Raw genomic sequence first — 15,952 nt, 5'->3', positions numbered from 1 at the left:
CATACGATGTATGTTGTGTTGAGAGCAGAAGACGGCATACGAGATCTAGTACGGTATCGTGGGCTCGGAGAGGTGGATAAGAGACAGCTGTTGCAAAGCATCATTTCGCCTATTATTTCTACCTCGTTGTATTTCATTGTATTTGGCTCAGCAATTGGCTCGCGTATCGATGAGATAGATGGCATACCTTATGGGTCATTTATTGTGCCAGGTCTATTAATGCTGTCGCTGTTAACACAAAGCATCTCAAACGCATCCTTTGGTATTTTCTTTCCCAAGTTTTCTGGCACTATCTACGAAGTATTATCAGCACCAGTATCTGCACGCGAAATTATACTGGGATATGTAGGTGCGGCCACGTCGAAGTCCCTTATTGTTGGCTTTATTATCCTAGCGACCGCTGGACTTTTTGTTCCGCTACAAATAGCCCACCCCTTCGCTATGTTATTTTTCTTGGTAATGACCTGCGTGACCTTTAGCCTCCTAGGTTTTATTATTGGTATTTGGGCAGATAATTTTGAGAAGTTACAATTGATCCCATCGCTAGTTATTACGCCACTGGTATTCTTGGGGGGAAGCTTTTATTCAATTAGTATGCTGCCGCCTTTTTGGCAAACAGTGACCTTATTTAACCCTGTTGTCTATTTGATTAGTGGTTTTCGCTGGAGTTTTTATGGCGTATCCGATGTTAATGTTGCGACCAGTATTGCGATGATTTTATTCTTTTTGAGCATTGCACTAGTCATCGTTTGGCAAATTTTTAGAACCGGTTATCAGTTGCGTAAATAAATACTCGGGCTTAGGGCATCTAATCACGCTCTGTGTGCTTGTTATTAACACTCGTATTAATATCAATACCAAATTTAATGCCAACTCAGGTTATAATTCTGCTCAAGATCACCTTACAATACATCATCCTACAACCTGGCCCCAGCGACTCTTCGACGATACCTTTGCCACCATTCAACCGATACACTGCACTGCAATTATTGATGCTAATGGCTGTGGTAAATCGAGCCTATTTAAACTACTGCTGGAAGGCATTAGTCTAGTTTTTACACCTAAACAATGGCGCAGGAGGTTGTTGAAAATTATTGGTCTGCTCGCAACTATGTTTAAAATGGCGATGACGACTGGGTCAGTCAGGATATCTTTCTCTGATTTAGATAATGTCATCTAGCAAAACTTTATGAGTGTTTTTTGAATAAATCGATATCACTCATTCTTGTCACCTTTAATGGTAAAAGCTACGACTTGATTTCCTTGAATAAAACGATCAAGGGCTTCACTGGTGGTTAAATATTCAATATTCAATATTCAATATTCATGATTGCTTTTGTATTATTGTCATGATCATGGTCAAGATTTGAGCTCTCAGACGCATTTTATACTGGAAAAGGCTTAATCTAGCTATAAGATATCTTTCGCGTTATAGTGCATGTTAAATGGTTGTTAAGAGCATACCTCGAAAAGTTAATTTGAGAACCTGAATAAAAATAGTGTCCATATAATTATTAAAAATAGAGTGTTAAATGAGATTCAAAGAAACGTGGCGTTAGAACACCAAAGCGGCACAGACCCGTTAACCCTCGAAGAGTCGAACAAACTTGTCAAAGTACAGAGGGATATTTTAGAGGTCGTTGTAACAGGTAATGATTATCAGTACGCGTTAGATTCGCTTTGCAAAATTGCCGAAGGTATTGTCGATGAGTCTTTAGCTTCCATCATGTTGTTTAATGCATCCAGAACTGAGTTGTTTGTTCGAGCAGCTCCTAATCTTCCAAATCAAGCATGCGAAGACTTAAATGGGCTTGTTCCAGATGAGTTTGCAGGTTCGTGTGGAACAGCCGTTTACAAAGGAACACCACAATTCGTGTGTGACACGAGTACGGATGAACGCTGGAAAAATTTACAAAAGTATGTTTTTGACTTTAACGTACATGCCTGTTGGTCTATGCCTGTGGTGGATGCAGATAATCAACCTATTGGCTCTTTTGCGTTGTCCAGTTTTTCAAAGCGAGAACCCAGCCAATTTCAAAAGAATTTGATGCAAACTGCCAGCTATTTAGTGAGCTTGGTTTTAAGAAGAGAGAAAGAGTCGATTATGTTGCAGAAAGCTGCTCACTATGATCCGCTTACTAATATTCCAAATCGCAATTTATTTAATGAGAGAATTGCTCAGGCGATGGCTAGGGCAAGCCGAAATGATTCCAGTTTGGCTATATTCTTTATTGATCTAGACAGTTTCAAACAAATTAATGATGATTGTGGTCATAATATTGGTGATACAGTCTTGCAGGAGGTCGCATTTCGGTTGCAGAAATGTGTTAGGAGGGAAGACACATTTGCAAGAATTGGCGGAGATGAATTTATTCTATTAGTTGAGAATAAGAGTGATGTTGTCGAATTGACGTTGATAGCTGAGAAATTGCAAGATACTCTAGTTGTCCCTATTGTTATTGAAGAGTCAGATGATTCGAAAAATGATGGTTATCAAATTTCCGCTAGTATAGGGATAAGTATTTATCCTAATGATGGACTTACCACCGATGAGTTGATGGAATGCGCAGATAAAGCCATGTATATTGCAAAGTCCTCAAAAAAGTCAAACATTCAGTTTTCCAATTTAGAAAGTGTCAGCATTAAGCAATAAGTTCTTGAATCGGAGCATTATTGCATTAAACAGCTCTGTTCTGAGATTGATGTTAGTTATCGAACTATCTAGTATTTGCTTTAACCTGATTCTTTAGTGATATGCTTTTGAAAAACCTAATTGTTTTTTTGAAACTTCCATTGCCGCCTTCCCACACTTCTATCCCTCTATCTAGCATAGTAAGAAACCTGCGGAGTCAGATTCGTTCAAACTCAACCTGTAATTAAAGGCGCCCTAGCCAATTTAACTAACCTGAATCCTGTTTAAAAAATTGAACTAAATACCTGTTCCAAGATCCGATCTTCCGACCAAGAGAGTAGGATATTAAAAGGAACAGGCATGAATAAGTTAGTTGAGTTGTTTTGCGATAATGATTATTTTTAAAAAATATTTATCCCTTTCTAATAAGAACAATTACTCGAAGACGGGACTCAAAAACGTCGACATAATGGTCGAATGATAACTAGCGAAATCATGACAATTGTTATGATTTTTCATATGTCACATTACAAAGATTTCAAAAACTATTATCTTATCTATGTATCTCACATTTACAAAGAAGACTTCCAAATTTACTCAGCTACGCCCGATTTATTGAAGTCATGCCAATAGTTATTGTCTATATGTACGCCTACTTCACCTCATTAAAGGGGAAGCCTACAGGCATCAAATTCATCGATTCTACTAGCATAAAAGTATGTCAAAACATCCGTATTCCAAGACACCAGAGAAATCGTTGAGCCTGACCTTGGGAATTAAATTTCCTCATCTGCCTTTCGTGTTGTCGACTAGGTTGATGGGATAATTCGCATCGGTTATTTTCGTATTGCTTGGCAGAATGCTCAACATCAGGTGCGAGTTCTTTCACTATTGCTGAATAACTGCGCAATTTATCAGTGATGATCCCGATTGGCTCAGCTTGTTGCCCTTTGAGTAACTTCTAAAGGATCGTCACGCCGCTTTCTTGTCTTTACGTTTCTGAACCATAATATCAATTTCATCACCATCCTGATCGACTGACTGCCAAAAGTAATGAGGCCCGCGTGTGTCATTGAAGATAGGGCAAAAACGGCAACCGCTAAAATGGCTTTAATACAAAATTTTTTCTTTTTTTGGTTATTTCCAATTCACGTTAATTGACATACCTCGTTACAGGGCAATGTATTCATGTGATAAGTACTTCAAATAAAAAAGGAGGCCGATTGGCCTCCTGGTTACGTTCTAATATTACTGACTGAAGTATTGTCCAAAAAAGCGACCAGCCGTAATAGCGTATTCTGCACGGGTCACTTTGTAACCTGGTTTGAAGGTTGCAGTGAGCTGCGGCGTCAAGTCATAATAGTCTTGAACCACGGCAAAGTTAACATTCAATAATGATAGCTGTATTGCAACTTGTACATAACCTTTCATATCGTCTGGAATGTTATCTTGATCTGCTAACACAATAATCTGACCATTATAGTCAACGGTAATATCATCACTAGGATCAAATGCTGTAGCGACCGACTCAAGCCCTAATACTTGTACTAGACTGTAGGCAAGATCTAGTTTATTTACCCGTCCCTTAGGTGCAAAGTTACCCCCTTCGCTAAGCATGATAGGAGCTTGGTTGAGCAGCTTGTCTTTCAATGCGCCACCCCCAACCGATACAGATTCAACAAATGCTTTATAACTAGTAGGGACTGAACTAAGAGCTGGCTGCGGCTCATTGTCTAGATCGCGGTATTGACGAACAGCACCACCCATAACTAAGTACTTAGCGAGGTCTTTACGTTTTAATTTTGCGTCTGGGCGGAAACCACGGTCGTTAAAACCATCCATCAGTCGTTTGCTAACAGCATATTGCATCGCTTTTTCATATGGATGACCTGTTATATCGTCTACTCCATCAAAGCCAATCAAGTCTTCAAATGTGATGGTAACGTCAAAATTATCAGGAGCCATGGGGCCATTGGTTAATCCAAGCGGGTCAGGATTAACACCAGACAATGACGTCAGACCGTCTACACGGACACTCCAAGTGCCTTCCATCGCCGGAGCAGTAACACGCATTTCAGTTCCAAGCACTGGTAACGTTAAGTTACCAAAGTATTCATTACCCTGTGGGTCAACTAAAACCAGTTTAGAAGTATTAGCAAGTGTACTCGCTGCCCCTTTAACCCAGATGGCATCAGCATGTACATCAAACGTAAATGCATTTTTTAATCCTACTGGCTCTGTTGTGCCAGCGGGCGTTACCCATATGCTATCTGTAAAGGTCTTGTCACTGATTTTAATCAATGCATTAGCATTAAACACTTTGTCACGTAGGTTGTTCACCGTTACTTTATGGTCCATATCAAAGTTTTTCGCTGCTGCAACTGCTGCACGTGCATTCACATATCCAGCACCGACTTCATAACGTTCGTAACCTGGCATATTAGTAGCAGATTCTTGTAACAATCTTTTGATTGTGAGTGTGTCCAAACCTGGATTAGCTTCCATCATCAGGGCAACAATTCCGGCTACGTGAGGCGTTGCCATAGACGTACCTGATATCATGGTATAGAACGGTACATGCGTTGCGTCCATCGCCTCTGCATCGTCGGCACCACCATTAGCACCTGCATTGGTGAGAGCGCGAGTAGAGATAATATCTACGCCTGGAGCCACGACTGTCACTTCGTTGTTATATGTCCAGTTTGTGCCATCAGGCATAGTGAAATCACCTGATTCCCACTTGTAACCTCGTGAAGAAAAACCAGCGAGAGTGCCATCTTTTTCACCCGCGCCAATAGACATTCCCCAAGGAATTTGGGCATAAGGGTTATGTGTATCTTCACCTGAACCTGAATTGCCAGCTGCAAACACAGACAATATACCCAATCTATGTGCTTTATATGACACTAAAGTAACTGGGCCTGATGAATCAAACTTGCCACTTGAACCCCATGAATTACTCATTACGCGTAACGGGCCTTCGTCGTAACTATCACCCTTGCTAATGGCGTAGTCGTAAGCTCCGATAGTATCAAGGATAGCAATTACGGCACCTGAGCCATAGCCAACTAACTTAGCATCGGGAGCGGCACCTGTGTACTTACCGTCTGACATGACACCTAAGCCTGCAATTGTGCCTGCACAATGGGTGCCATGACCTGAATTAGTGTCAGTGTTAGGTTGGTTCTTGATGATGAAACCTTCTGTAACCCCACCGATGCTTAAGGCACTAGCGTGAGTAAGACCCTGCACATTATCAATGACTTTATCACCAAAAAATAAATCCTGATGGGTGGCATCGATACCTGAATCATTCACCATCACAGTGACACCCTTACCGGTATATTCAACACCGTTAAGTTTAACAAAATCATCACCTTGTACTGAAGCAACACCAGTAATTTGACGAGCATCAGCATTAAAGTATTCTAGATGACGGTTTAACCATACCGAGCGTACATCACTACGATTAGCAATGGCTTGAATTTGTTCTAGGTTAGCCACTACCCCGATAACTGGAACCGAAGCAAACTGAACCGCCTGACTAATACCCAATGTAGAAAGATGCTCAAGTTGGGTTGTCGAAACAGGCTCTAATTGATTATAAGTAACAACAGCCATAACCGTTTCGGTTCCTGTCATTGTAGGTAAAAATTCAGCTAACTGCGCGCCAATGGCGGCTTCAGCTAACACTGCCGACGGCATGCTTAGTGCCATTGTTGCAGCGGCGATTGCATTTAAGGTAAATTTTTTCATCACTTTACTCGCTCTAATTATGGATAGAATTGACGTTTTTGTTTTAAACTATTCTGTCGATATTATGAAGGCTTAGAAATAGGGGTTTCCCCCTATCTAATGATGGGTTGATTACCAATAAAAACGCCCCGCAAGCGGGGCGTTGAACATACATTAGTGTTACGCAGTTATTCAGCGTTAGAGGCGGTGCCTGATACAAAATAAAGCGAGTCTATTTTATTGGCAATAATGGCATAGCCAGCTCGTGTGATGCCGTTGTCAGGATTAAAATTAGCACCAATTTTAGGCTCTAAGTCAAATTGATCTTGTGTTACATTGTAACTAACACCTAAGAGTTCTTCATCAAGTGCAACTTGCACATATCCTCGCATGTCACCGGGAATACTACCTTGGTCAGCAATCGTTATCGTCTGGCCGTTGAAGGTAACGGTAACCTGGTGATCATCGCCAAAATCTATAGCAGCTTGTGCTTTGCCAATAACTTGCACCAAACTATAGGCTAGCTCCGCGCGTTTCACCGCATCACCACCGCGGAAATTACCATCATCAGCCATCATGACTGGACCAAATTGTTGTTTCGCATCTTTCAACGCTGCACCAGGCATAACGACTGACTCAGCATAAGTGCGATATCTGTTACCAACGCCAGTAATCGTGGTTTCTGGTTCATTATCAAGGCTACGATGCTGACGCACTGCTGCCCCCATAACTAATGCCTTTGCTAATTCCTTTCTGGACAGCATTAAATCAGGTTTAAACTGCCCAGAGGGGCGACCGTCCATCAAACGCTCAAGAACTGCGTTTTCTATTGCATCTTGTTGATTATGACCTATCACATCATCCATACCATCTGAGCCCTGATATACGTCTTGCCATGCCCAGTAAGTAACCCGGTTATCACTCGCTTCGTCTGTTTGAGCTTGCTCTTCGTAGACAGCTCCTAGGGGCGACACTTCTAGACCAAAAGCATCGGTTTGCATAGATAATTTCCAAGTACCTGATTTGGCAGGAGCAGTAATAACCGAACTGTCAGCTAAAAGAGGCGCTGTAAAATCACCTTCGTAACGATTTCCATCTGGATCTTCAAGAATGGCTTTAATCGCTGCCAAAGCAGTGACACCCACACTTACGAATTTTGCATTTGGACCAACTTCGAGCTCAATTTCTTGTGACTCTACAGTATCAAAAGCTAATTTTCCTTCAGAAAGCTTGTGAGCTTGCATATCGATATTTGCAAAAAATTCTGTATCTGAACGGTTGTTGATTGTATCTCTCTGGTTATTATCAAAACCCTTTGCTGCTGCTACTGCAGCGCGCGCATTAATATAACCCGCCCCCACTTCCCAAGCTTCATAGCCAGGCATATTAGTAGCCGACTCTTTTATTAATTGTTTCACTTCATCGATGTTTAACGATGGGTTAGCTTCCATTACTAGGGCCACAACCCCTGCTGCGTGAGGTGTTGCCATAGAGGTACCCGATATACGCGTATAAAAGGGTAAATAAGCGGGCTCAATAACGGAATCTGCTAGATTACCGTTGGCAACCATATTAGTAGATGAACGTGTTGATATGACGTAGCGACCTGGTGCTACAATCGTCACCTCGTTGTTATAGGTCCAATCTGTCCCATCAGGCATAGTGAAATCACCCGTTTCATATTCTAAACCACGAGAAGAAAAGTTGACCAAATTACCATTTGTATCACCTGCACCTACAGACATTCCCCAGGGGATCTGAGCATAAGGGTTATGAGTATTTTCACCAGATCCAGCGTTACCCGCAGCAAATACCGACAAAATTCCGAACTTATAGGCTTTATAAGACGCTAAGTTTACCGGGCCCTTAGGGTCAAACTTACCGCCAGACCCCCAAGAGTTGCTCATAATACGTAACGGATGTTCATAGTCGTATACGTGATTAATGGCATAATCATACCCCCCGACAGCATCCAAAATAAACAAGCCTGCTCCAGAGCCATAACCCACTAAGTCAGCATCCGGCGCTACCCCTTTATATTTTCCATCAGACATAACCCCTGAACCAGCTATTGTGCCAGCACAATGTGTACCATGGCCGACATTTAGATCGGTGTTAGGTTGTCCCTGAATGACAAAACCATCAGTAATGCCAGTCTCTACAAGATCCAATGAATGCGTAGCGGCCTGAACGTTATCTACCACTACATCACCAAAAAACAGATCCTGATGGGTGGCATCAATACCAGAATCATTCACCATAATAGTGACGCCTTTACCGGTGTACTCGGTACCGCCATTACGGTTTGCAAACTCAGCACCTTGTATTTTGTCTACACCAGTTATTTGACGTGAGCTGGCGTTAAAATAGTCTAATTTACGGTTTAACCAGACTGAGCGAACATCGTCTCTAGCAACGATAGCTTCAATTTGTGCGATATTAGCAACAAGGCCCATCACGGGCACAGCAGAAAACTGAACACCTTTAGATATACCTAAAGCTTTCATTGCGCGTATCTGACTGACCGAAACTGCGTTCATTTGTTCGAATGTGACAACTGCCATAATTGTTTCTTCGCCACTCATGGTCGGCAATACTTGTGCTAGTTGTTCGCCAATAACTGCTTGTGCCGATACTTGTGAAGGCAGGGTGGTGATTATAATTGCTGCAGCCAATGTACTTAAGGTAAATTTTTTCATGTTATTTTCTTTCCCGGATGTTAAATACTTGTTATTAACTTTTACGGCCTTAGTCTCTCAAGTAATACAGGCAGGAAAAATAGGGGGTTCCCCCTAAGTTAGAACGATTAAAATGTATCAGGTTTTTCAATTTTAAAGCCGCCAACCTATCCATATCTTATGAACCATGCGGTATCCGCTTATGTGATAAATGTTTTGAAATGGACTGAGCAAACAGAACTTAGCTTAGGGCACTGTTTATAGTTTTGGCCTTAAGACTCGTTACAACGATATGATGTTCATCAATATTTAGGCTATTACCAATCAAGTAAATTTAACTCACTTGTTGGGGTATTTTAGACTGCACTTTGGTTTAAATAATAAGTTAATCTTCAAAAAAAAAGTTTAGGAATGGATAAAAAAATGGGTCAAAACAACGGTAACGACATCAACAATTCTAATAATTCATCTTACCTTCAACGTTTTATTCGTGTATTTCAATAAATTTGAGCAATTAGTATGCGATTTCTAATTTTCATCCGTAAGATGCATTCTATTGAAGCAACAGACCTAATTTTAAACATCCACGGAGTAAATATTATGAACAATATCGATATGATTAAAGAAAAAGCAGCCACTGCAGAAGATATGGCTCGTAAAGTGTGGTTAGCTGGACTCGGTGCATATGGTAAAGGCTATGAAGAAGTTAAAGGTCGTTTTGAAGCTCTTTCAACCGATTCAAACAAATTGTTTGATGAATTAGTTGTGAAAGGCGAAAAACTTGAAACTGAAGGTAAAGGCAAAGTTAAAGAAGTGACAACTAAAGTAGCAGCTAAGACTGAAATTGAAACTCGTATTGAAACAGTTCGTACCAAACTTGGTTTCAACAACACTGACTCAGACAAGAAAATTGAAGAGTTAAGCAATAAGATTGATGCATTAACTGCTGCTGTTGCTAAGCTAGCTGCTAAACCTGCTGCGAAAAAAGTCTAATTACAGACTAATCCACAAAAAAGAGAGCCTTGAGCTCTCTTTTTTGTGGGCAACATTAATGCTCTGATGCTTAGTAAAAAGCTTTAGGTGTGTATTTACTTTAAAAAGAATGGTGTATAAAACATAGAGCCTCTCTCACCACATTCAAACTTGTCAAATTGATACCCTCAATAACAGGTATCTATCAACATTCACAATACTCTATCCATGTACATTCTATTTTTTAATTTACATAGTTATCTTGTTGACACTGAAGTATTTAATTGTCTGCATGAACATTGTTGTTGCAGATAACTTCGTTATCCGCCGTTTTTTACATTTGTGTATGTAATTTTCTGATAATTTAAATCTATTTATGTTTTGTAATCTTTTATTCACAGCGCTTATAGCCAAGATAATATCGTTATTGTGATTTATTCTTATTTTTTGTGTTTAAATCAAAATAGTCTAACGCACCAAATTAACAGTCCGGTACAACGACGAGCGTTATAAATTTTACACACATGATTTGGCCGCAAAAACACTCAGATAATTACCATTGGATTAAACTATGACAATCAAAGAACAGCAGCCTCGCGTTTCGAAAAGTATCAGACTCGATAAAGTCCACGCTCATTTAAAAACGGTTGGGCTCAAAAATATAAGCAACATCATTCATAATCCATGTTACGACACATTATTTGCCGCTGAAACTGATGAAGCCTTAACAGGTTATGAAAAGGGCATCGTGACAGATTCAGGTGCGGTCAATGTTGACACCGGCATATATACAGGGCGCTCGCCTAAAGATAAGTTTTTAGTCAAAGACGATACAACCAAAGATACTGTTTGGTGGAAAACTGCTGACAATAACAACGACAATAAGCCCATTTCATTAGAAACATGGCAAGCGTTAAAAGAACTAAGTCAGAAACAACTCTCAGATAGCGAGCTATATGTAGTGGATGCCATTTGTGGTGCAAATGCAAATACAGCTCTTAAAGTCAGGTTTGTTATGCAAGTAGCTTGGCAAGCGCACTTCGTTAAAAATATGTTTATTCGCCCAACAGAAGACCAGCTTGATAATTTTGAGCCAGATTTTGTGGTTATGAATGCGTCAAAATCTTCAGACCCAGATTTCAAAAAACACGGAACTAACTCCGAAACCTTCGTTGCATTTAACCTAACTGAAAAAATGCAATTAATTGGTGGTACATGGTACGGCGGTGAAATGAAGAAAGGTATGTTCTCAATGATGAACTACTTCCTTCCGCTACAAGGCATCGCGTCGATGCATTGCTCGGCCAATGTGGGTAAAGATAATGATACGGCTATATTTTTTGGGTTATCGGGCACCGGAAAAACCACATTATCAGCCGACCCGCAAAGAGCACTAATTGGTGATGATGAACATGGCTGGGATGATGATGGCATCTTTAATTTTGAAGGCGGTTGTTATGCCAAAACAATTGATTTGGATGCTGATAAGGAACCAGAAATACATAACGCAATTAGACGAAACGCCTTATTAGAAAATGTGGTGATAAAAGGAAATGTACCTGATTATTTTGACAATTCTAAGACAGAAAACACCCGCGTTTCATATCCAATTGAACATATTGAAAACCGAGTATTAGGAGTCAGTAAAGCGGGGCATGCTTCAAAAGTTATTTTTTTGACTGCAGATGCCTTTGGTGTGTTTCCGCCAGTATCACGTCTAACTAGCGAACAAGCTAAGTATCACTATTTATCAGGTTTTACAGCAAAACTAGCAGGTACTGAGCGTGGTGTTAACCACCCTACGCCTACGTTTTCATCTTGTTTTGGGCAGGCTTTTCTAAGCTTACACCCCACCCAATATGCCGAGGTACTAGCACAAAGGATGTCTGATGCTGGTGCAAGCGCATATATAGTCAATACCGGTTGGAACGGCACGGGTAAACGTATCAGTTTAGCGGCAACCCGCGCTATTATTAACGCAATATTAAGCGGTGAAGTAGAAAACGCTGAATGCGAAACACTGCCTTATTTCGACCTTGCTTTCCCTACTACATTAACTGGCGTAGACAGTCACATTCTAGATCCTCGCAACACATATTCCCATCCATCTGAATGGGAAAAAGAAGCAAAACAACTAGCCAAACTATTTATCAATAACTTTACTAAATTTACTGATAATGAAGAAGGCAAAGCACTTACTTCCGCGGGACCTCATTTATAATATAGATGACTGAGCCCTCGTTTTGGGGGCGCTTAACAAGTTAGCAGCATATCCTTGGTTTCTATAGGTCTGTTTTCTTAAAAAAAGGGAGAAACCGGAACCTACGAACAATTCATTGTGTGACGACAATATCTGCAATCGTGGTGACATTTTCGTCTATCATCACCCAAATCTTATCTAAAATAGTTTCTCCATCTTCACAAAGGTTGCTAAAACCACTTAGTAGTCCACGAATATAATCTAAGTAAATAAAGCTCCCTGAGTCCCTAACACCCAGATTTGTGGCGAACAACATGCGTTTGTTATATTTTGGTTTCCCTATGATATTTCTTGGCTGTATTTACAACTAAATACAGTAACGAGCCTATTGAAGCAAACACTGTCGTGATCAGAAAGTACGTTAAATCAGAAAGTACGGTAAATCAGAAATAACTTTATTGCCTCTACCTCTATTATCTTGATACATCCATATGCATGTTATGGCATAGCATGGCGTTAAGAATGCACAGAGTTTGTATAGAACGATACCAACCTGAGCAGTATCCAGAGAACTCATCAATCTTGTAGCAAAATCTATTAGCGACTCTTGAGAGTTCAACATGCTATATGCGGTAAATCCTGTAAAAATAATTAGCGATATCAACGGCATTAGTATTTGTTTACATTCAGCATGGACATGAACTAATGAGATGAAAGTTCTTGGTAGGAAGAACACCGTTTATTTAACCTGTCGTTATTAGAAGTTACTACTAGCGAATGGCAAGGGTTTGACCGCGAAGTCTGGTCGGGCAGGTTTTTGCTCCTGCAGAATCTGTATTTTAGCTATCTTTCGCGGTCAGAGTAGCTGGACGCAAATTTGCGAGCTGATGAACAAGGACATAATATGAGGCGAAAGCTAGAGGTGAGTTGGCACAAAACGACGAAACCACGTGATCTAATGGTCATCGTAAATGATGCAGCAGTGCAAAGAAAGTTCATGTTCTTATCTGAGCGGTTCAGGGCTGGCCTTCCAGAGAGCTGCTTAACAAACGATCTGTAGCTCACCAGTGAATCTCTGGTATATAAGTGTCTTGGCATTTGAGTGTCATCAACTCAAAAGAGAAAATGCGATGAAAACCGATAGCGACAGCATGACCAACTTTAGTGATCGTTAAGCAGAGGTGATTTGAGTGAAATAGTGCTTATTAATGCGCCTAGCCATTAATTGTAATCACACGAATTTAGAGTTAACCGAACCGCTAGGGCATCACCCCTCTAGAGGTTAGCCGCCATGAGAGAGGATCTAGATCTTCACGCAGGCACTGAAACTATGGCTTATAGTCGAGCTTTTACTGTCCCTCCCAAAAGCAAAGCATAGGAGAATCAAAGGATTGCAAAAATCGGATCGAAGATCTTTGATAGCTTGTCAGCATATGCGTTTGTAATATGATTGGAGTCTCGATAAATAGGAACGCCATCATCATAAACCATGCAATAATCTCCAGTACATATTTCCTTGTGGGGTTGCACTATTTCAAAGCTGTACTTTTCCTTAGACTTATTGATTACCTCGGTGACATAAGCCTGTCGAGCTAAATAGTCGTTAATCTTTGGTCTAAACTCTAACGCTATGCTTAGAAGTTTGGCTCTTGCAGAATCCTCAGGGATGCTCCACTGTGTTTCGGGAACTTGTGCTACAACTACGATCTTCTTCTCGAGCAATGACAATTTATCGAACGTACGCTCAACTGATCGGGCAAACACTCTTTTATTTTCTTCCAATGATGGCGAAACTGTTTCCATATCTTTTATGTAGACAGTATGCCCTTTTTCATTTCCAAACCTTTTTCCCATTGCATAAATCGCCCATCGAGAGATAAGGATGACTTTCTCTATTTCAGGATGCTCTGACAGATAGAGCATGAACGTATCGGCTGCATCAACACACGTCACATACTCTGGACTAATTTGATGGACGCCAAGCAGAGGTAAACACCCTCCTCGACCAATGAACACTCCTTTCATTTCAGATAGTTTTGCAGACTTGTTGATGCCCGATAAAATCGCCTCACCGTGAGAATCGCCCCATACGGCAAACGTTGGCTGACCTTTCGTATCTGCACCCAGTTGACAAACTTTTAGTCCGTGATTAGCCTGCGCATCTAAAATTCCACAGCTAGACAATTCTAAGTTATCGGCTTTTACAGCTAAAACTCGATTGACCTCACTTGAAAATCTAGCGGGAAAGCCATCTCCTAAAATAAGGATAACCCCAATTGACGCGCTAGCAAATATAACAGCGCCACCAGCAAAAATAGCGGACTTTTGATTAGGGAATATTTTTCTTGTCCTGAATGGGCCCTCAACAAATCGCCATGATATATAGGAAAGTATAATTATCACGCCTATAAGTATAGCAATCTCAATGTCGGATACAGGGCCAACGGCATACATCTTGTAGAGCACCAATACGGGCCAGTGCCAAAGGTACAGAGAGTAGGATATTAGACCGGGGTAGCGGAAAATATTTGATGTCAGAATTGTACCAACGAAATTTTTTCTTTGATTCCCCCGCGAAAATGATCAACGCAGATCCAATAACTGGGAAAAGTGCCATAGGGCCAGGAAAAAGTGTTTCTTTTGTAAAAAATAAGATTGAATAAATAATCGCGCTCAAACCAATAGTGGTTAGGAAGTTTGCCATTCGCGGTGTCAGGCTCCGTCCTCTTGGGTATATTGCCAAAACAGACCCAACCATCAACTCCCAGGCGCGCGCTGGTGTCGAATAATAGGCATCAGCTGGTGCCGTATAAACGATAACAAAACTGTACAAGAGCGAAGCAAGCAGAATCGCTACGGTTGCAATACCAACTTTGTTCTTGAAAAATCGAGAGGCTAAATACAAATATACTGGAAATAATATATAAAATTGCTCTTCAACTGCCAGAGACCACATATGTAATAGAGGTTTAGTCTCCGCAGGTGAAGTGAAGTAACCCGCATCAAACATGAAGTGATAATTAGAGTAGAACAGTGTGGCCGAGAATAGACTTTTCCCGTAGTTATTAAGCTCAGAAGGAAACATAATCCATGATGCGACACAGGTCGACACAATCAATACTGTAAAAAGTGCAGGGAATAATCGCCGGATACGCCGCTCGTAGAATCTAAGAAGCGAAAATTTTCCGTGGTTTATGTCTTTCATAAGAACGTTAGTTATTAAATAACCAGATATTACAAAGAAGATATCTACGCCAACATAACCACCTGTAAAGTTTGATACATCAGCGTGAAATAGGATTACAGGGATAACCGCAACGGCGCGAAGCCCATCAATATCGGGGCGATACGTAAATGACACGTGATAAACTCCTTATTTCGATAGAAAATATACAAATTTAGCTGGTTAGACTTCAACTACGATATCAAGTGCAGTTAATGTGCCATCTCGAATCAATCGAATTTTCACTTGTTTCGAGCGTTTTCACATTGATATGGAGGGGCTGGCGTTTCTATTTTGAGAAATTTGTCTTTTTTGGAGTCATTTTGCGAATGTTTTTGACTACAAGTGTAAGGCTTGAGATGTGAGGGTATTAATTCTACCTTTTAGTTCTTGTGTTGGACCCAGCCCTAGTTTGATTTGTGCTTCTGCAGAAGGTTCTGCTCCAACTATTCATAACTGCACGTTGACTAGTATTGGCACTAATTCTTGGACATTGAAAATAGTTTCTGGTG

11 protein-coding genes are annotated in these 15,952 nt (G+C 40.7%); 5 read left to right on the top strand and 6 right to left on the bottom strand.

The annotated features are described in order from the left end of the window. Nucleotides 1–823 precede the first annotated feature (823 nt). The 3 genes from QZ562_RS06650 to QZ562_RS21235 all read left to right on the top strand — a co-directional run bounded on the left by QZ562_RS06650 (nucleotide 824) and on the right by QZ562_RS21235 (nucleotide 3,393). Complete coding sequence (locus QZ562_RS06650; RefSeq protein ID WP_293758498.1) at nucleotides 824–1,180, top strand: hypothetical protein; 357 nt, start codon at nucleotides 824–826, stop codon at nucleotides 1,178–1,180. Between the two features lie 369 nt (nucleotides 1,181–1,549). Then, complete coding sequence (locus tag QZ562_RS06645; RefSeq protein WP_293758495.1) at nucleotides 1,550–2,653, top strand: sensor domain-containing diguanylate cyclase; 1,104 nt, start codon at nucleotides 1,550–1,552, stop codon at nucleotides 2,651–2,653. Between the two features lie 602 nt (nucleotides 2,654–3,255). After that, nucleotides 3,256–3,393 carry a transposase gene (locus QZ562_RS21235; protein ID WP_363315328.1) on the top strand — a complete coding sequence of 46 codons (138 nt, stop codon included), beginning with the start codon at nucleotides 3,256–3,258 and terminating at the stop codon, nucleotides 3,391–3,393. On the opposite strand, the gene QZ562_RS06640 is transcribed toward QZ562_RS21235, so the two are convergent. From QZ562_RS06640 to QZ562_RS06630, 3 genes are all read right to left on the bottom strand, one after another. Continuing rightward, entirely contained in the window at nucleotides 3,354–3,542 is a 189-nt protein-coding gene (locus tag QZ562_RS06640) for a DDE-type integrase/transposase/recombinase (protein ID WP_293758489.1), read from the bottom strand. The genes QZ562_RS21235 and QZ562_RS06640 overlap by 40 nt on opposite strands. A gap of 338 nt (nucleotides 3,543–3,880) precedes the next feature. After that, the gene (locus QZ562_RS06635; RefSeq protein WP_293758486.1) at nucleotides 3,881–6,388 is read right to left on the bottom strand and encodes a S8 family serine peptidase; all 2,508 of its coding nucleotides are present in this window, start codon (nucleotides 6,386–6,388) and stop codon (nucleotides 3,881–3,883) included. 167 nt (nucleotides 6,389–6,555) lie between these two features. Further along, nucleotides 6,556–9,066 (bottom strand): S8 family serine peptidase, encoded by a 2,511-nt coding sequence (locus tag QZ562_RS06630; protein WP_293758484.1) that lies wholly within the window; start codon nucleotides 9,064–9,066, stop codon nucleotides 6,556–6,558. Between the two features lie 579 nt (nucleotides 9,067–9,645). Here QZ562_RS06630 and QZ562_RS06625 point away from each other — a divergent pair. Together QZ562_RS06625 and pckA are read left to right on the top strand one after the other, a co-directional pair. After that, a complete protein-coding gene (locus QZ562_RS06625) occupies nucleotides 9,646–10,038 on the top strand; it encodes a phasin family protein (RefSeq protein WP_293758474.1) in 393 nt (130 codons plus the stop codon). Between the two features lie 550 nt (nucleotides 10,039–10,588). Then, on the top strand, nucleotides 10,589–12,238 hold the full coding sequence (gene pckA, locus QZ562_RS06620; protein WP_293758471.1) for a phosphoenolpyruvate carboxykinase (ATP): 1,650 nt from the start codon (nucleotides 10,589–10,591) through the stop codon (nucleotides 12,236–12,238). Nucleotides 12,239–12,350: 112 nt separating this feature from the next. On the opposite strand, the gene QZ562_RS06615 is transcribed toward pckA, so the two are convergent. The 3 genes from QZ562_RS06615 to QZ562_RS06605 all read right to left on the bottom strand — a co-directional run bounded on the left by QZ562_RS06615 (nucleotide 12,351) and on the right by QZ562_RS06605 (nucleotide 15,578). Next, complete coding sequence (locus QZ562_RS06615) at nucleotides 12,351–12,533, bottom strand: hypothetical protein (protein WP_293758468.1); 183 nt, start codon at nucleotides 12,531–12,533, stop codon at nucleotides 12,351–12,353. 1,067 nt (nucleotides 12,534–13,600) lie between these two features. Next, nucleotides 13,601–14,671, bottom strand: a complete 1,071-nt coding sequence (locus tag QZ562_RS06610) for an SGNH hydrolase domain-containing protein (RefSeq protein WP_293758463.1) — start codon at nucleotides 14,669–14,671, stop codon at nucleotides 13,601–13,603. Further along, nucleotides 14,640–15,578 carry an acyltransferase gene (locus QZ562_RS06605; RefSeq protein WP_293758461.1) on the bottom strand — a complete coding sequence of 313 codons (939 nt, stop codon included), beginning with the start codon at nucleotides 15,576–15,578 and terminating at the stop codon, nucleotides 14,640–14,642. Before QZ562_RS06605 ends, QZ562_RS06610 begins: the two co-directional genes overlap by 32 nt. Between the last annotated feature and the right edge of the window lie 374 nt (nucleotides 15,579–15,952).

It is taken from the genome of uncultured Paraglaciecola sp. (assembly GCF_913058035.1).
In the GTDB taxonomy this organism is placed as follows: Bacteria; Pseudomonadota; Gammaproteobacteria; order Enterobacterales; family Alteromonadaceae; genus Paraglaciecola.
The sequence above is the reverse complement of the archived record's forward strand: the minus strand, read 5'-3'. Positions and strand labels throughout refer to the sequence as shown.